General features: G+C 73.7%; 15 protein-coding genes. 7 read left to right on the forward strand and 8 right to left on the reverse strand.

Going from position 1 to position 17,356, the window contains the following annotated elements:
* Window positions 1-280: 280 nt before the first annotated feature.
* The gene (locus tag ACA514_RS43785; protein WP_375047392.1) at window positions 281-1,558 is read right to left on the reverse strand and encodes a DUF222 domain-containing protein; all 1,278 of its coding nucleotides are present in this window, start codon (window positions 1,556-1,558) and stop codon (window positions 281-283) included.
* 602 nt (window positions 1,559-2,160) lie between these two features.
* Window positions 2,161-2,952, reverse strand: a complete 792-nt coding sequence (locus tag ACA514_RS43790; protein ID WP_375047393.1) for an SAM-dependent methyltransferase — start codon at window positions 2,950-2,952, stop codon at window positions 2,161-2,163.
* Between the two features lie 416 nt (window positions 2,953-3,368).
* Here ACA514_RS43790 and ACA514_RS43795 point away from each other — a divergent pair, with 416 nt between their 5' ends.
* Complete coding sequence (locus tag ACA514_RS43795; RefSeq protein WP_375047394.1) at window positions 3,369-3,941, forward strand: MarR family winged helix-turn-helix transcriptional regulator; 573 nt, start codon at window positions 3,369-3,371, stop codon at window positions 3,939-3,941.
* A 739-nt stretch (window positions 3,942-4,680) separates the two neighbouring features.
* Here the strand turns inward: ACA514_RS43795 and ACA514_RS43800 are convergent.
* The gene (locus tag ACA514_RS43800) at window positions 4,681-5,547 is read right to left on the reverse strand and encodes a hypothetical protein (protein WP_375047395.1); all 867 of its coding nucleotides are present in this window, start codon (window positions 5,545-5,547) and stop codon (window positions 4,681-4,683) included.
* A 132-nt stretch (window positions 5,548-5,679) separates the two neighbouring features.
* Between ACA514_RS43800 and ACA514_RS43805 the strand changes: the two genes are divergently transcribed.
* The 3 genes from ACA514_RS43805 (at window position 5,680) to ACA514_RS43815 (ending at window position 7,803) form a co-directional block, all read left to right on the forward strand.
* Window positions 5,680-6,795, forward strand: a complete 1,116-nt coding sequence (locus ACA514_RS43805) for a sensor histidine kinase (protein ID WP_375047396.1) — start codon at window positions 5,680-5,682, stop codon at window positions 6,793-6,795.
* Window positions 6,792-7,442 (forward strand): response regulator, encoded by a 651-nt coding sequence (locus ACA514_RS43810; RefSeq protein WP_375047397.1) that lies wholly within the window; start codon window positions 6,792-6,794, stop codon window positions 7,440-7,442. The genes ACA514_RS43805 and ACA514_RS43810 overlap by 4 nt, the downstream gene beginning before the upstream one ends.
* Window positions 7,443-7,560: 118 nt before the next feature.
* A complete protein-coding gene (locus ACA514_RS43815; RefSeq protein WP_375047398.1) occupies window positions 7,561-7,803 on the forward strand; it encodes a hypothetical protein in 243 nt (80 codons plus the stop codon).
* Between the two features lie 64 nt (window positions 7,804-7,867).
* Here ACA514_RS43815 and ACA514_RS43820 read toward each other — a convergent pair whose 3' ends face one another.
* On the reverse strand, window positions 7,868-9,340 hold the full coding sequence (locus ACA514_RS43820) for a carboxyl transferase domain-containing protein (RefSeq protein WP_375047399.1): 1,473 nt from the start codon (window positions 9,338-9,340) through the stop codon (window positions 7,868-7,870).
* A 105-nt stretch (window positions 9,341-9,445) separates the two neighbouring features.
* Here ACA514_RS43820 and ACA514_RS43825 point away from each other — a divergent pair, with 105 nt between their 5' ends.
* Complete coding sequence (locus ACA514_RS43825) at window positions 9,446-10,870, forward strand: amidase (protein ID WP_375047400.1); 1,425 nt, start codon at window positions 9,446-9,448, stop codon at window positions 10,868-10,870.
* Between the two features lie 54 nt (window positions 10,871-10,924).
* Here ACA514_RS43825 and ACA514_RS43830 read toward each other — a convergent pair whose 3' ends face one another.
* Window positions 10,925-12,289, reverse strand: a complete 1,365-nt coding sequence (locus ACA514_RS43830) for an ATP-binding protein (RefSeq protein ID WP_375047401.1) — start codon at window positions 12,287-12,289, stop codon at window positions 10,925-10,927.
* Between the two features lie 404 nt (window positions 12,290-12,693).
* On the opposite strand from ACA514_RS43830, the gene ACA514_RS43835 reads away from it, so the two are divergent.
* Entirely contained in the window at window positions 12,694-13,947 is a 1,254-nt protein-coding gene (locus ACA514_RS43835; RefSeq protein ID WP_375047402.1) for a serine/threonine-protein kinase, read from the forward strand.
* A gap of 35 nt (window positions 13,948-13,982) precedes the next feature.
* Here the strand turns inward: ACA514_RS43835 and ACA514_RS43840 are convergent, their stop codons facing one another.
* A complete protein-coding gene (locus ACA514_RS43840; protein ID WP_375047403.1) occupies window positions 13,983-15,101 on the reverse strand; it encodes a PP2C family protein-serine/threonine phosphatase in 1,119 nt (372 codons plus the stop codon).
* A 138-nt stretch (window positions 15,102-15,239) separates the two neighbouring features.
* Between ACA514_RS43840 and ACA514_RS43845 the strand changes: the two genes are divergently transcribed.
* Complete coding sequence (locus ACA514_RS43845) at window positions 15,240-15,500, forward strand: hypothetical protein (protein WP_375047404.1); 261 nt, start codon at window positions 15,240-15,242, stop codon at window positions 15,498-15,500.
* 117 nt (window positions 15,501-15,617) lie between these two features.
* Here ACA514_RS43845 and ACA514_RS43850 read toward each other — a convergent pair whose 3' ends face one another.
* Together ACA514_RS43850 and ACA514_RS43855 are read right to left on the reverse strand one after the other, a co-directional pair.
* Window positions 15,618-16,094 carry a ribose-5-phosphate isomerase gene (locus ACA514_RS43850; RefSeq protein ID WP_375047405.1) on the reverse strand — a complete coding sequence of 159 codons (477 nt, stop codon included), beginning with the start codon at window positions 16,092-16,094 and terminating at the stop codon, window positions 15,618-15,620.
* A 70-nt stretch (window positions 16,095-16,164) separates the two neighbouring features.
* Window positions 16,165-17,304, reverse strand: a complete 1,140-nt coding sequence (locus ACA514_RS43855) for a hypothetical protein (RefSeq protein ID WP_375047406.1) — start codon at window positions 17,302-17,304, stop codon at window positions 16,165-16,167.
* Between the last annotated feature and the right edge of the window lie 52 nt (window positions 17,305-17,356).

The following is a 17,356-nucleotide window of genomic DNA, read 5'->3' on the forward strand; positions in this document are numbered from 1 at the left end:
ATGGACTTCGTCCACCCTTGACTTTGGAGCCTCTGCGGCCCCTGAGGCAGCGCTTTAGGGGCAGGCTCCGCCTGCCCCGCCTGGTCGCGCCACCCCACCGCCCCCGAACCAGCGGACCAAGAGACGGCCGGGCGGAACGCCGAGGGCTGACCAGGCAACGGTGGGGCTGCGAGTGCGGGCGTCCGGTGGAGCGGCGGAGGGCCGGGGGCGGTGTGGGCATGCCGGTTCGCCCGAGATCCGAGATGGATTCGGGCGAACCGATGGAGTGGGGTGGGGCGGGTTACGCGGCCCAGTTGGCGGTGGTGTCGGGTGGGCCGATCGTGCCCGGTGGCCCGCTACCCGTCCGGGATCTTGATCGGGCGCCCGGCGGTGGCAGCAACCGGTAGACGTACCGCCCGTCGGAATCTTTACTGATCCCGATCTGGTTCGGGCTGGTGTGTTTGAACCGGTTGTGCCACCCGCAGGTCAGCGCGAGCTGATCGATGTCGGTGGGTGAGTGTCCGAGGGCCCAGCCGTTGACGTGGTCGACCTCGCACAACGTCCCGGGGATCTCGCATTCCCGTACCGCGCAGGTCGGGTACAGCGTCTCCAGCACCTGCCGTTGGGCGGCGCTGGCGAACCGCTCCCGGTAGCCGAGATACAGCGGCGTGTGCCCTCGCCCGAGGATCAGCGGTGACACTCCTGCCGATAGGGCGATGCGGCGGGCCTGGGCGGCGGGGATCGGTGTCCCGTCGGTGAGACGAGCCGGGGCGTTGCCGCCGGTGAGGGTGTCCAGGTCGCAGATGACGGTGACCCTGGTGGCCTTGTGCCCGCCGGACAGGACGCTGGACAGGGCGGCGGCGGTGCGTTCGGCGACGTCGCGGGTGTCCCCGGGCCCGGCCGGCTTGGCCAAGGGCGCGAGCGTGCCGTCCCAGATGGCGGCGTCTTCGGCGTTCAACCATCCCTTGATGTACCGGCCACCATCCAGCGACCCGGTGCTAGTGATCCAGGATTTGGCGTAGCCGCGCTTGGCGTCCTCGCCGGGTGCGGTGTCGGTGCCGTCGCGTTCGGCGATCACGTCGCAGATGCGGCGGCCGAACACCCCCACCTTCGCCGCCGAGAAGCCTTGGTCGACCAATCCCAGCAGAGTGGTCTCGGCCTCGGCGCAGTCGGTGTCCTCCAAGCGGGCCACACTCTGCGCGACCGTGGCCGCATACCCGTAGGACAGGTCCCCGGTGGCGAGGCGTTCGGTGACTTGGGGGAGGCGGTGCCGCTGGCGGGCGAGGACCAGGCGTTCGGTGGTGCGGTTCTCCCGCATCCCCAACCGCGACCGCAACCACGCCCGCGTCGAGGGATATCCCCACCGTTTCTGTTCACCGGTGGCATCGACTCGGCGAATGAAACCGGCGAGTGCGCTTTCCTGAATATCAGCCGCAGCGGCCAAGGTCTCGGTGAGTTCCAGACACGCCGCCGCCGACTCCGGGGCTTCTCGCTGGGCGAGTTCAGCAGCGATCACCGAGACCGCGTCCACCAATTGCATGATAGACGCGGTCTCCAGGTCGACCGTCACTGATTGCATAGGTAAAGCATACCCTACGTGGCCGACAAAAGTCGGCTCGACGGACCCTTATTTCGATGCTCCGAGAAAAGGTATGGCTAGGTATACCCGCGGCATACTGATCATCCTCTACGGGGCCCCGGGAACGCCATTTTGTGGGGATTTGCGAGCACGCGTGCGGAAGGGGGTGGTGGGGTGGCGCGTCCGGGCGGGGCAGGCGGAGCCTGCCCCTAAAGCGCTGCCTTAGGGGCCGCAGAGGCTCGAAAGTCAAGGGTGGACGAAGTCCATCGCGAAGCGACGCCGAAGGCGCCCTTGACTTTTGAGAGGCGGCCCCGTACGCAGCGCCACCCCACCACCCGAACACCGTTCCGCCTCTCGCTCAATGCCCTTTGCCCAGCGACGCCCCTCTTCCCCGCCCCGAATGCCCGCCTGCGGTTGCCGGCCCGAAGACCGCCACCCCCTAAGGCATCAGGCCCAACGCACCACTGCCTACACTGGCAGCACATCAATAGCCGATCCACCAGTGTCCGGGACGCTGCCACGCTCCGCTGTGTGGGCTCACCGATGACGCAAGGAAGAGAACGCTCCACGACTCGGCACCTCTAACCCCAGAGCGCGGCGCGTCAGGGCTTTCGGACTACGGCACCATATCCAGGGACTTCGGCGACCCCTGGGTGCTCCGGGCGCCAGCGGGACATTGAGACGATTCCAGGCGGCAGGAGTTCCAAGCCGTCGAACAATTGCCCGATGGCATCCCGACTACGCGGCACCATTGGATTGGCCGACTTATCGTTCCAGTCCGCTTGGGCCTCGGCCTGTGCGGTGTGGCCCTTGTCGAAGTCGAGGGTTGCGTGGGTGATGGCCAGGTGGCTGCCGGAGGGGACTGCACCCAGCAGGCGGGTGAGAATGCGTCGGACCTCGTCGTCGTCATCGATGAAATGGACGACGCCCAGCAGCATGACGGCGACGGGACGGGTGAAGTCGATGGTCGCCGCGGCCCTTTCGAGAATGGCCTCGGGTTGCCGCAGGTCGCCGTGGACGTAGTCGCAGGCGCCTTCGGCGCTGCTTGTCAGCAGCCGCCCCGCGTGCACCAGGACGAGGGGGTCGTTGTCGACGTAGACGATGCGCGCGTCAGGTGCTGTCCGCTGCGCGACCTCGTGGGTGTTGTCCATGGTCGGGAGGCCTGCGCCGATGTCGAGGAACTGCCGGATTCCGGCCTCGCCGGCGAGGTGGCGGACGGCCCGGCGGAGGAAGGCGCGGTCCGCCCGGGCGATGTCGACGATCTGGGGGAACATGGCGCGGAACTGCTCGGCAGCCTGCCGGTCGACCTCGTAGTTGTCCTTTCCGCCGAGCAGGTGGTTCCACACCCGCGCCGAATGCGGAACCGAGGTGTCGATGGGGGGATTCTCGGTCACGGGCCATCTCCCGGAGCGCTGGTTTTCAGGCCAATTTAGCGTCCGGGTCGCCGACGCGAGCGTAGGCGTGGGGCCGGGCCAGGCCAGGCGCTGGTAGGCGGCGGGGGGTGACGGCGAGCAGCACCGCGAGGACCGCGTACGGCAGTGGGATGCCGACGACGCCGGTGACGGCGAAGGAGGTCGGCAGGCCGGCGGCGGCGACGGTCAGCGGCGCGGATGCGGCGACGACGAAGAACCCGGTCTCGGGGACGCCGATGCGGCGGCGTCCGGTGCCGGTGCGGTCCCGCCGGCAGAAGGTCGTTTGGCCCGCACGAATTCGCTCGACATGGGTCGTACGGGCTCAAACGACACCGGGCGAGGGTAGATTTCGCAGTCGGCCCGCACGGAGGCGCCGGGCCGCATCCGGGAGGACGCACGTGACCGGCCACCACACACTGCAAGAGACCGAGCAGGCGATCCAGCGACGGCTCGGCGACGCGCCGCTGCGGCACGACGCGATGATGGCGGTCTCCAACATCTACCGGGCCGCCGCCGCGATCCGGCAGCACTTCGAGGGCTCGGTGCTGCGCGGCGCGGACCTGACGTGGACCGCGTTCGTCGTGCTGTGGGTCGTGTGGATCTGGGACGAGATGGAGACCCGGCACGTCGCCGAAGAGGCCGGCATCTCCAAGGGCACGCTCACCGGCGTGGCCAAGACGCTGCAGGGGCGCGGCCTGATCGAGCGCGGCTCGCACGCGACGGACGGGCGGCTCGTCCTGCTGCGGCTGACCAGCAAGGGGCAGGACCTGATGCGGGGGCTGTTCCCGGCGTTCAACGCCGAGGAGGCGTTCGTGGTGGAGCGGCTCAGCGGCGACGAGAACCGGACGCTCGCGCAGACGCTGCGCTCCGTGGTCGAGCACCTGGAGGAGGCTGGCGACGAGCGGCGGGAGGCGCTGCGGGCCGAGTCGCCGTTCCCCCCGCGCCGCTCGGGACGCCGCCCGCGCTCCTGACCACCGGCCGCGGCCTGCCCGTGCTCGGCCACGACGCGGGCGAGGGCGGCGTGATGGGCAATCCCCGCCACCCGCTTGCGTTCGCCCGCGACATCGGCACGCTGGACCTACCTGTCGGAGGGGCGTCCAGCCGACGGTCAGTTGGAGCCGGGGCGAGTACGCGGCGCTCGGCGTCCCGTTCACCGAGTGGGGGACGATCCTCGACGAGCAGTTGGTGATCTGGGACCTGCTGTGTACTTCGAGCCCCGCGTCCACCGTCCGGACGGCCTGCGCATGTGGTTCGGCGGGCAGCACCTGCACGGACTTCTCGACAGCCTCGTCCGCCGGGCGGGACCGGCCGGCCTGGGGATAAATCGGCGGCTGCCGTTCGGTGTTCCCCGACGACTCGGTCTCCCCGCTGGAACCGGCGCTGGAGAGCATCCCGGCAGTTCGCCTAGGGGTTCACGACGTTCTGCGTCAAGCCGTCGCAGTTCACCGACGATCCGGACGGCGTGGGCGTGTTCTGCCGCCAGGTCGTCAGGCGCACCGGAGCGCTGCTCTCCTAAGGGAACGTCCGGGCCTACGCGCGGCGCAGGCCCGGCCCCCCGGATTCAGCGACGCGGCTTACGGGTCCTGCGGAACTATCAGGGGATCGCGTCCCTGGCCGCCGCCCTCGTCCCCACCGCCGACGGCGCCGTTGAGGCCGCCGAGCGGCACCCGGAGGGCACTGCCGCGTCCGAGCCGTCCCGGCAGGCCCTCTTCACCGCCCTGGTCCGGGACTCCGCCCGCCCCGGGCCGCCCAGCGGGTCTTTCCGCCCGGCTTGAACACTGACAGCACGACCGCGACCCACAGCAGCGCCGCATAGAGGACCATGCAGAGCACGAGCGCGAGCCCCAGCCCGCCGGGGTCTCCCGCAGGGTCGGCGGTGCGGGTCCGCAACTCCTCGATCCAGCCGCTCTCGATCATCGCGATCACCGGGATGACCAGCGCGATGACGAACTTGAGCAGCACCCACCAGTGCCTGAGCAGCCCCCACTGCGTGCCCAGCGAGACGACCAGGCCCGTGGCGATCGCCATGACCACGCTCGGGATCACGATCGCCAGGTCGAACACGTGCATCAGCTCGTACGCGCCGTGCCGGACGGCGTGGCCGTCCGCTGTCGCGCCCGCGACCGCGAGAGTGGTCATCCCCGCCGACAGCCCGAGCCAGCCGACGCTGACGCCGACGTGCAGTGACAGCCAGACGCGGCGCGCGCGGCGTTTCAGCGGCGGGAAACGAGGGCGCATCAGCGCGACGATCACCGCGGAGGCCGCCATGCCGGCCAGCGGCGCGACACCGTCCCCGAAGCTGACGACGAACTGCGCCGGGACGCACGCGAGATGCAACGCGATCAGCGGGCGCCGGGCCCCCGCCCGCGCCGCGATTCCGACGGCAACGGCGGCCACGGCGTATCCCGCCGCGCCGCAGGCCTTGATGACCGGATAGGACGTCTCGTCACTGGTGTGGACGAGTACCGCGGCGACGACGCAGAAGACGGCGAAGGCGGCCTGCGCGCTGCGCCTGACATCACGAGACGGAGCGGCTCCGGCGGCCGGGCCGGCCTTCACCGGCATTCCTGTGGACATGCGGCCAGAGTGGTCGCCCGCATCCGCCCGGCACATCGGCCGTTCCCCGCCTTCCCGCTCGGCGATCCGCCGGACGCCGCCTACAACTTTCTATGGATGCCCGCCGCCCGCGCGCCGGGTTAGCGTGCTCGCATGGACCGGCGAAGGGCGGCGGACGCGGCGCTCGCCGCCGCCGTCGCCGCGAGCACCGCGACCGGTGACCTGGGCGCCGGACGGTCGATCGGCGACCAGCGGATCGCCTTCCTGGACTGGGCCGCGCCGCTGTGGTTCTCGATCCCGGTCGGCGCGGCGGCCGGGGCCGCGGTGCTGTACCGGCGCCGTCCCGGGCCCCTGCTCGCGGTCGCGCTGGCGGCCTGGCTGACGCTCGGCGCGTTCGTCGTGGTCGTCGTCGCGCAGTACGCGTTCGCCGAACACGTCCGCGCGCGGCTCCGGACGGCGGCGGCCACGCTCGCCGCCGCGGTGGCGGTCGGCGCCCCGATCTGGCGCCTCGGCGGCCCGGACGCCGCCGTGCCGCTCACCGCCGCGATCTGCCTGGCCCCGGCGCTGCTCGGGCTGTACGTCGGCGCGCACCGCGAACTGATCGCGGGCATCCGGGAGCGCGCCGAACGGGCCGAACGCGAGCAGCACGAACGCGTCCTGCGGGCGCGCAGCGACGAGCGCGCGCAGATCGCCCAGGACATGCACGACGTCGTGACGCACCGGGTGTCGCTGATGGTGCTGCACGCCACCGCCCTGGAGGCGGCCGAGGGACGCGACGCGCTCGCGATCGGCCGGCGGATCGGCGCCATCGGGCGCGAGGCCCTGACCGAACTCCGCTCGCTCGTCCAGGTCCTGCGCGCGGACGGCGACGCGCCGCTGGCCCCGCAGCCGGGCCTCGCCGACCTCGCCGCCCTCGTGGAGGACTCCCGCCGGACCGGCATGCGGGTCGCGCTCACGATGGCGGAGGAGCCGGGCTCCCCCGCCCCGGCGCTCGCGGGGCACGCCGTCTACCGGGTCGTCCAGGAGGCGTTGACGAACGTCCGCAAGCACGCCGGAGACGCCGAGAGCAGCGTCGTCGTGCGGCGGACGCCGAAGGCCCTGTGCCTGTCGGTGACCAACGGCCCCGGCCGCGCCCCCGTCCCGGCGCTGCCGGGCGGCGGTCACGGCCTGCTCGGCATCGCCGAGCGGATCAGGCTGCTGGGCGGGAAGCTGGACGCCCGCGCGACGCCCGACGGCGGCTACCGCGTCACCGCGCGGGTGTCGCTGTGATCCGCGTCCTGATCGTCGACGACGAGTGGATGGTGCGCGCGATGCTCCGCACCATCATGGGGACGGCGCCGGACATCACCGTCGTCGGCGAGGCGGCCGACGGGCACGCGGCCGTCCGGGAGGCGGCGGCGCACCGTCCGGACGTCGTCCTCATGGACATCCGGATGCCCCGCGCCGACGGCCTGACCGCCACGCAGCGGCTGGCCGGAGCCCACCGTGTCGTGGTGCTGACCACGTTCGATCTGGACGAGTACGTGCACACGGCTCTGCGGTACGGCGCCGTCGGCTTCCTGTTGAAGGACGCGTCGGCGCCGGAGATGCTGGCCGCCGTCCGCAGCGCGGCGCGCGGCGACGCGATGCTCTCCCCCAAAGTGACCCGCCGGCTCCTCCGACGCTTCGCGGACGCGGGACGCTCGGAGGCCGAGGCCCGGTTGCGCCCCCTGACGCCCAGGGAGCGCGAGGTCCTCGCCGCGGTCGGCGGGGGGCTGTCCAACACCGACATCGCCGGCGCGCTCCACATGAGCGAGGCGACCGTGAAGACGCATGTGAGCCGCATTCTGGCGAAGCTGGCGCTCGCCAACCGGGTGCAGGCGGCGATCCTCGCCCACCGGGCCGGGCTCCTGGACCCGCCGGATCCCGCTGTGTGACGCTTCGCACGCCGGGCCTCTGTAAGGGTTCACACCGATGCGCAGCGTGGTCGTCTCATGACATGCTGTGGCCAAAGAGGGCGTCAGGGGGATCCCTCAGGACAGGAAAGCGATCGACATGCCGGACAACACCGAGCCCGGCCGCCCGGCCGCCCCGAACCCGGTCTCCGCCCGGAGGTGCCGGGCCGAACGGGCCGCCACGTGGGCCCTCGCCGCAATCGCCGCCGTGGCCGCGCTGGGGGCGCTGGCCGTGGTCCTCGCCTCGTCCATCCCGCGCCGCCGGGGCACCCGCCACCTGCCGCGCACGCGCGTCCGCCGCCGCCGGACGGGCGGTCAGGCGGTGGCGACGCGATCGAGGTAGGCGTCGAGGAGCGTACAGGCGGGGGCGGTCTCGACGGCATCGCGTGTGCTCAGACGACATGGGGTCAGCGGGACGGCCGGTACCGGGCCTGGCGGGTCGCGGCCGTGCCCGCGACCAGTCCGGACAGTTCCCGCTCGATCGCGGCGGCGGCGCGCCGGCAGAACTCCTCCGGCTCCTCGGCGGCGTCGGGACGCTCGTCGACCAGCGCGTCCACCAGGCCGTCGCGCAGCAGGTCGGCGGAGCGGACGCCCTGGGACGCGGCCATCTCGGCGGCGCGCGACGGCGTCCGGTGCACGATCACCGACGCGCCCTCGGGCGGCAGCGGCGCCAGCCACGCGTGCCGCGCCGCCAGCACCCGGTCGGCGGGCAGCAGCGCCAGCGCGGCGCCGCCCGTCCCCTCGCCCATCAGCAGGCACAGCGTCGGGGCCGGCAGGGTGACGAGGTCGGCGAGGCAGCGGGCGATCTCGCCGGCGAGCCCGCCCTCCTCCGCCTCGGCGGACAGCACCGCGCCCGGCGTGTCCACCACGGTGACCAGCGGGAGCCCGAGTTCGTCGGCCAGCCGCATGCCGCGCCGCGCCACCCGCAGGCCGGCGGGGCCGAGCGGATGCCCGTCGCGCTGGCTGCGCCGGTCCTGGCCGACGAGCACGCACGGCGCGCCGCCGAACCGGGCCAGCGCGAGCGTCAGCCCGCGCCCCGCCTCCCCCTGCTCGGTGCCCGACAGCGGCGTCACGTCGGCGGCGCCGTACCGGAGCAGTTCCCGGACGCCCGGACGGTCCGGACGGCGCGACCGCTCGATCGAGTCCCAGGCGTCGTCGCCGGCGGGCGCGGCGCCGGGCGCCGGCCCGCCCTCGCGGGGCGGGCGCGCGCACAGGACCGACAGCGCCCGTGACGCCACCTCCGCGAGGTCGTCCAGCCCTACGACCGCGTCCACGAGCCCCTTGGCCGCCAGGTTCTCGGCGACCTGGACGCCGGACGGGAACGGCTCCCCGTACAGGCCCTCGTAGACGCGCGGCCCCAGGAACCCGATGAGCGCGCCGGGTTCGGCGGCCGTCACATGGCCGAGGGACCCCCACGACGCGAACACCCCGCCCGTCGTCGGATGCCGCAGGTAGACCAGGTAGGGCAGGCCGGCCGCGCGGTGCGCCATGACGGCGGCGGTGATCCGGGCCATCTGGACGAACGCGGCGGTCCCCTCCTGCATCCGCGTCCCGCCCGAGGACGGCGCGGCGAGCAGCGGCAGGCCCTCGGCGGTGGCGCGCTCGACCGCCGCGACGATCCGGTCCGCGGTGGCCAGCCCGATCGAACCGGCGAGGAACCGGAACTCCGACACGACGAACGCGACACGCCGGCCGCGCAGCAGCCCCTCCCCGGTGATGACCGCCTCGTCGGTCCCGGCGCGGTCGCGGGCGGCGGCGAGATCGTCCGCGTACGGCGTCCCCGGCTCCGGCTGCCCGGAGGGCGGGACGTCCCAGGACGTCCAGCCGTCCTCGTCCAGCACGCGGCGCAGCAGTTCGCGCGCCCCGACCCGTTCCGACACGGGGCTCCTTCCGTCGGTCCCACCAGAATCATGACCGCGGACGCGGCCGGACGGGCATCCGGGGGTGGACACTGGAAGCGCCACAGCAAGGGAAGGGAAACGCCGTTGCCGTCCGAACGCGACGAGATCTGCTTCTCCTCGGCCCGTGACCTCGCCCGCCGCCTGCGCGACCGCGACCTGTCCGCGCGGGAGGTCGTGCAGGCCCATCTCGACCAGATCGAGCGCACGAACCCGCACGTCAACGCCATCGTCACGCGCACCGCCGAGCGGGCGATGGACGAGGCCCGCGCCGCCGACGAGCGGCTGGCGTCCGGTGCGGGCACCGGTCCGTTGCACGGGCTGCCCGTCGCGCACAAGGACACCCACGCCACCGCCGGGATCCGCACCACGTCCGGGTCGCCGATCTTCGCCGACCACGTACCGGACGCGGACGAGCTGGTCGTCGAGCGGATGCGGGCGGCCGGCGTCATCACGCTCGGCAAGACGAACGTGCCGGAGTTCGCCGCCGGATCGCACACCTTCAACCCGGTATTCGGCCTGACCCGCAACCCCTACGACCTCGCGCGGTCCGCGGGCGGCAGCAGCGGCGGCGCGGCGGCGGCGCTGGCGTGCGGGATGCATCCGCTCGCCGACGGCAGCGACATGGGCGGCTCGCTGCGCAATCCCGCGTCGTTCTGCAACGTGGTCGGGTTCCGCCCCTCCCCCGGCCGGGTTCCGTCGTGGCCGGTCCCGGCGGGCTGGTCGACGATGGGCGTCCAGGGCCCGATGGCCCGGTCGGTCGCGGACGCCGCGCTGCTGCTGTCGGTGCTCGCCGGACCCGACCCGCGCAGCCCCATCGCGCTGGAGACCCCGGGCACCGCCTTCGACGTCCCGCTCGAACGGGACATGGCGGGCGTGCGGCTCGCGTGGTCGCCCGACCTCGGCGGCACGGTCCCGGTCGACCCCGCCGTCACCGCCGTCCTCGAACCGGCCGTGAAGGCCTTCGCGGACCTCGGCTGCGCCGTCGAGGAGGCGTGCCCCGACCTGACCGGCGCCGACGAGGTGTTCCGGACGCTGCGCGCCTGGCACTGGGACATCGCGCTCGGCCCGCTGCTGGACGAGCGCCGCGCCGACGTCAAGGCGTCCCTCGCCCGCAACATCGAGGAGGGGCGCGCCCTCACCGCCGCCGACCTCGGCCGCGCGGAGGTGCTGCACACCGCGCTGTTCCACCGCGTGCGCGCGTTCTTCGAGCGCTACGACGCGCTGCTCCTGCCGGTCAGCCAGGTGCCGCCGTTCGACGCGGACCTGGAGTACCCGGACGAGGTCGCGGGGCAGGCCATGCCCGACTACCTCGAATGGATGCGGTCCTGCTTCCTGGTGTCGGCGACCGGGTCGCCCGCACTGTCGGTGCCCGCCGGGTTCACCTCCGGCGGGCTGCCCGTCGGCCTGCAGATCGTCGGCCCTCACCACGCCGACCTTGCCGTCCTGCGGATCGGGCACGCGTTCGAGCAGGCCACCGGGCACGCGCGCCGCCGCCCGCCCCTGGCCTGACCGGGCTGACGGAGCCGGACGGGGCTGACGGCGCCTGATCGGCCGCGCGGGCCGCTAGTCGTCCTCCGCCGGGATCCGCAGGACGAACCGGGCGCCGCCGTCGCCGTCGGCGGCCACGAGCGTCCCGCCGTGCGCGCGGGCGATGTCGCGGGAAATGGTCAGGCCGAGGCCGGTGCCGCCCTTGTCGCGGCGCCGCCCCTCGGCCAGCCGTTGGAACCGCCAGAAGATCCGCTCGCGGTCCTCCGGCGGGATGCCCGACCCGTCGTCGCGCACCTCCAGCACCGCGTCCGGACCGTCCCGCGCCGCGCTCACCCAGATCCGCGACCGGGCGTGCCGCTCGGCGTTGTCCAGCAGGTTCGTCAGCAGCCTGACCAGCTGCTCGGGGGTGGCGCGGACGGTGATGTCCGCCGCCGCGTCGATCTCCACCGGGACGCGCCGGTCCCGCCGCGACGCCTCCGCCCACACCAGCGCCGCGAAGTCGACCCGCTCCCGCTCGACGTGCACGCCCGCGCCCAGCTTGGCCAGGATCAGCAGGTCGGAGACGATGCCCTGCAGCCGGTCGGCGTCCGCGAGCGCCGCCCGCGCCACGGTCGGCCAGTCCTCGTCCTCCGGATGCTGCAGCGCCAGCTCCAGCTGCATCCGCAGGCCGGTCAGCGGGCTGCGCAGCTCGTGCGAGACGTCCCCGACGAAACCGCGCTGCCGGTCGAGGAGGGCCTCCAGCCGGTGCAGCGTCAGGTTCACCGACTGCGCCAGCTCCGACACCTCGTCGGCCGGGTCCGGGACGGACACCCGGCCGGGCTCGCCGCCGGTGATGTTCGCCAGCTCGTCGCTCATCACCCGCACCGGCCGCAGCGCCCGCCGCACCGCGCCCGCCACGATCCACGCGACCAGCGCGGTACCGGTCAGCACCGCGCCGATGAGCAGGCCGATGAAGGCGCCCTTGTTGCGGGTCAGCTCGGTCAGCGGCGCCGCCGCGTAGACGGTCCGGTACCCGAACGACGTCCGGATGCGCTCCTCGACGACGTAGACGTCGGCGTTGATGTGCTCGGAGCGGACGATGTGGTCCTCGGCGCGGCCCACGACGCCGGGGGGCGGCACCTTCAGCGGCCGCCGCCCGCGCAGCGCATCGCTGTAGGCGACCACGCGGCCGTGCTGGTCGACGACCTGCAGCAGCGAGAAGTCCGGATCCTGCACGCGCAGCAGGCCGCGCGGGTCGGTGTCGCGCACGAGCGAGGCCAGATCGCGGACGACGAGGCCGCCGCGCTGGTGCAGGCCGCCGTACACGGTGCGCTGGACGAGCGTGTAGAAGATGGCGACGCCCGCCACCAGGACGAGGCCGACCATCAGCGTCGCGGCGGCGGTGACCCGGGCCCGCACCGACCAGCAGGAGGGCGACAGCCTGACCCCGAGAACCCGCACCCCGGCGCTCTCCCCCTCCCCGTCGCGAGGCGCCCGGCGCGGCGCCGCGTCCCAGCGCCCGGGAGGAGTGCGCAGAACAGGTTGTTACCGAGCCGTTGCCCGGTGAAACCTCGCCCGCGAATGGCCGATGCCCGCGCCGGCGGCGCCTCCCACCCCTGGGGTGCCGCCCGCGCGGGCATCGCCTTCGGTGCCGCCAGCGCGCCCGCCGCCCGCGCGCCGAGGAGGATTCCGACGGGGATCGGGCTTGCTGTCGAACAGGTCCTACTCTGACCGTCCCCTGTGGACTGGACGCTACATCGACGTGACGATCACGTTTCCAGTTCTTCCTGGGGGAACGCGCCATAATCTTCCGACGAACGGGGATGGACGGACGCAGGAGACGCAAGGGAGTCGGGAAGACCGCCATGGACGGAGACATTCGGCCGCTGGAGCCCGCGGACCCGCGCACGGTCGGCGGGCACACGCTGCTGGGCCGGCTCGGCTCGGGCGGCATGGGCACCGTGTACCTCGGCACCGATCCCGCGTCCGGCGGGCGCGTCGCGGTGAAGACCATCCATCCGCACCTCGCCGTGGACGAGTCGTACCGGCGCCGGTTCCGGGACGAGGCGTACCTGGCGAGCCGGGTCGCGTCCTTCTGCACCGCGCGGGTCCTCGCGCACGGCGAGGACGACGGCCGCCCCTACCTCGTCACCGACTACGTCGGCGGGATCTCCCTGCACCAGCGGCTCAGCACGGGCGGGCCGCTGCCGCCCGCCGACCTGCACGGGGTGGCGGTCGGCGTCGCCTCGGCGCTGGCCGCGATCCACGCGGCGGGGCTGGTGCACCGCGACCTCAAGCCCGCCAACGTGATGCTGACGCTGTCCGGCTGCCGGGTCATCGACTTCGGCATCGCGCGCAGCCAGGACTCCGGCGGGCTCACCGCGGCGACCGGCAAGGTCCTCGGCACGCCCGGATGGATGGCGCCGGAGGTGCTGCGCGGCGGCCCGGCGACCCCGGCCGCCGACATCTTCGCGTGGGGCTGCCTGATCGCGCACGCCGGCACCGGCCGGATGCCGTTCGGCGGCGACCCGGAGGCGCTGCGCGTCACCGACGCCCCGCCCGACCTGTCCGGGCTGCCGGAGCCGCTGCTCCCGGCCGTGAGCTCCGCGCTGGCGCACGATCCGGCCGACCGGCCGAGCGCCCCGGACCTGCTGCTCACCCTCGTGGAGCAGCCGCAGGCGGGCAACTGGCCGGCGGCCGCTCCGGACGGGGCGCCCGCCCCGGTGCGGCCCGTGCCGTCCGGTCCGGCGCCGTCCGGTCCGGCGTCCGGTCCGGGCGGCGACGGCGGCGTGTCCACCGATACGCGGGCGTTCAACCCGATCGGCATCGCCGGCACGCTGTCGATCAACCGCACCCGGGTGCTCGCCGCCGCCGGGGCCGCCGCGGGGACCGTCCTGGTCGGCGCGGTCATCCTCGGGCTGGCGCAGGGGAAGGGGAATCCGCACCCGCACGCCTCGACGCCGGCGGCGACGCCCGCGGCGTCCGCCCACCCGACGAAGAAGGCACGGGCGGCGCCCCGCCCGTCCAAGCGGACGCCGGTGCGGGCGTCCGCGCCGAAGCCGGCCCCGAAGCACAAGGCCAAGCAGGCGAAGGGCAAGGGCAAGCACAAGCCGCACTGACACCGCCCCGGCGGCGCGCGGCCCGCGCCCGGGATCTACTTGCGCCAGATGAGGACGAGGGCGCAGTCGTCGTCGCGGGTGGCCGCCATCGTCTCCACCAGTTCCCGCGCGCCCTTGCCGAACCCCTGCGGGACGAGCCGCTCGGCCTCGCCGAGCAGCCGGTCGATCCCGGCGTCGAGGTCGCTGCCGGGCGACTCGACCAGGCCGTCGGTGTAGAGCATCAGCGCGTCGCCGGGCCGCAGCCTGCCGTGCTCGGGGACGCAGTGCAGGTCGGGCACCACGCCGAGGACGACGCCCTTGGCCGGGCTGACCTGCCAGGCGCCGCTGCTCGCGTCGAACTGGACGGCGGGCGGGTGCCCGGCCGACCCGACCGTGTAGTCGCCGGTGGCGAGGTCGACGACGACGTGCACCGCCGTGACGAATCCCTCGTCCCAGCGCTGCTTCTGGAGATAGACGTTACAAGCCGGGAGGAAACGGTCAGGTTGGAGCGATCCAAGCAATCCACCGAACGCCCCCGACAGCATCAGCGCCCGGGTGCCGGCGTCCGTCCCCTTCCCCGACACGTCGACCAGCGCGACCTCCAGCGTGTCGCCCTCCAGGGTCGACACCACGAAGTCGCCGCCGAAGGAGGAGCCGCCCGCCTGCAGCATCACCACCTGCGCGCCCCAGCCCTCCGGCAGCTCGGGCATCTCGCCCTGCCGCCGCAGCCGGTCGCGCAGCTCCAGCAGCATCGAGTCGCCGCGGAGCCCCTGCACGCCGAGCTGCTGGCGGGTCCGCGCGAGGGTCAGCGCGAGCACCGCCGTGATCGTCAGGGTCGCGACGATGCCGGGGCCGATCGCCGCGACATGCCGCCAGGCGTCGTAGCAGACCATCGCGACGACGACGCACAGCAGCGCGACGAGGCTGCGCACCCTCAGCAGCAGCCCGCCGCCCAGCACGATCAGCACCAGCGCGCCCGACGGCGCGAGCCCGCGGGTGTCGTCCGCCGTCGCGATCCCGATCGCGATCGCCGCCACGGCCAGCGCGGCGAAGACGTACCGCTCCCTGGTCAGCCGCCCCTGCCGCAGCGCCCGGTACAGGGCGACGAGCGGCGGGATCCTGCGCAGGAAGGCGCGGACCCGCGGCGGAAGCAGCTGCACCAGTCGTTGAAGCATCTCTCCGGCACTGTATCGAGCATTCGGGACGACCGGCGGGCATCTGGGCGACCGGTGACGCCTTGCAACGATCCAGTTCCCTCCGAGGTGGGTAGGACCGTTTTGGGTCGATGTTCGGAAACGCGAGGGAGGCGGCATATGGGGCAGCCGGGAATGCGCATCACCGTGGACGCGGCGATGCGGGCGCGGGACATCTCGCGCCCCTGGCCGGACGGCGGGCCGGACCCCTCGTCCGACGCCGCCCGGCGGCCCGGCGCGCAGGCCGGCGGCGCCGATCCGGGCGAGCGCGGCGATTCCCGGCGCGCCGAACCGGCCCGCCGCTCCCGGGCCGCCAAGAACGAGCGGCGCCGCCTCGGCAAGCGCGGCGGCGCCCGGAAGGTCCCGGAGAACGAGTTGTAGGTGTAGGCCGCGCCCCGGCGAGCGCACACCGGGGCGGCGGCCGGCGCGCCGGAAGGGCCGACAGGCGCGCCGGGACGGGAGCGCGTGTTCCTGGAGGTCAGCCCTCGCGGGGCAGCGTCAGCCCTCGTCGGGCAGCGGCGGCAGCTCACCGGTCCGCTCGTAGTCGCCCAGCATGGTGATCCGGCGGGTGTGCCGCTCCTCACCGGAGTACGGCGTGCCCAGGAACAGCTCCACGAACCGGGTCGCGGTGTCCGGGTCGTGCTGCCGCGCGCCCAGGCTGATCACGTTCGCGTCGTTGTGCTCGCGGGCCAGCGTCGCGGTGTCCTCGTTCCACACCAGCGCCGCCCGCACGCCCTTGACCTTGTTGGCCGCGATCGCCTCGCCGTTGCCGGAGCCGCCGATCACGATGCCCAGCGCGCCCGGCTCCGCCGCCGTCCGCTCGGCCGCCCGCAGCACGAACGGCGGGTAGTCGTCCACGGCGTCGTACGCGAACGCGCCGCAGTCGACGGGCTCGTGCCCGTTGGCCTTCAGCCAGGTGACCAGGTGCTCCTTCAGCTCGAAGCCGGCATGGTCGGTTCCCAGAAACACGCGCATGGGCCGATTCTCGCAGGCCCGCGCCCGGCGGTGCGCGCCCGGGTCATGAGGCCCTTTTCACACGGGCGGATCACATGGGCGGGGGCAGCGGGTCCGGGTCGCGGGGGTGGTCGGGCTTGCGGTCGACCCTCGTCCGATCGGCCAGGCGCAGGTCGTCCTCGTCCTCATCCTCGTCGGACTGGGCATCCTGGGCGTCCTCTCCCTCCGTGTCCTTGGTCGACGCCTCAGGGGACGGCGCGTCGTCGGGCACGGCGCCCTCCTCCGGCTCCGGGGCGTCCTGCCCGGCCACCGGCTCCACCGTCGTCTCGGACGCCTGCGGGGCGGCCTCGGGGGCCGGGGCGTCCTGCTCCGGCGCGGGGGCTCCCTGCTGCGGCGGGACGGGCACGCCGTCCCAGCCCGGCGACTGCGATGGGCGGGCCGGCGGCACGTAGGGGACGGCGGCCGGATGCTGCGGCGGCAGGCCCGGCTGGTCGTGCGCCGCCGGCAACGGCTGCTGCATGGGCTGCGCCATGGGCTGCTGCATGGCCTGCGGCATGCCCTGCTGCGGACCGCCGTAGGGCTGCTGCGCGTAAGGCGGCTGAGCGTAAGGCTGCTGCATGGGCGCGGCCTGCTGCGGAGCGTACGGCTGCGGCGCGCCGTAAGGCTGCTGCGGCGCGTACTGCCCGAACGGCTGCGGGGCGGCGGCCTGGCCTCGAGGACGGCTGAGCAGGAAGCCCGCGAGCGCGCCGACCCCCGCGAGCCATCCGTACAGCAGGCCGGAGGCCGCACCCGCCTGGAGCGACTCGAAGAAGTTGTGGCTCACGCTCTCGCTGGAGTACCGGAACGACCACTTCAGCAGCAGCCCGGACACGCCTCCGGCGATGCCGCCCGCGACGACCGCGGCCCACCATCCGGTGATCAGCGCGCCGAGCACGCCGCGCTCGGGGTCGATCGTCCGGGCGGCGGCCAGCACGAGGACCGCCACCACGGCGAAGAGCAGCAGCGTGGTGAAGTCGTCCGCCACGACGAAGCGCCAGTCCAGCCCGCGCGGCGGGGTGAAGCGCCAGGCGACGAAGAACAGGTGCGATACCAGCGGGCCGACGCCCTCGTCGAGCCTGAAGCGGCTCTTGCTGATCCCGTCGACGACCCATTGGTTGCCGACGAGCAGGGCCAGCACGGCGAGGGGCACCAGCGAGCCGCCCGACGTCATCAACATCCGCCGCATCGTCATGGCGGGCAGGGTAGTGCGCAACCTCGCCCGCCGGTAGGCCCGATGTCGCCCG

This window comes from Actinomadura sp. NTSP31 (assembly GCF_041951385.1).
GTDB lineage: Bacteria > Actinomycetota > Actinomycetes > Streptosporangiales > Streptosporangiaceae > Spirillospora > Spirillospora napierensis.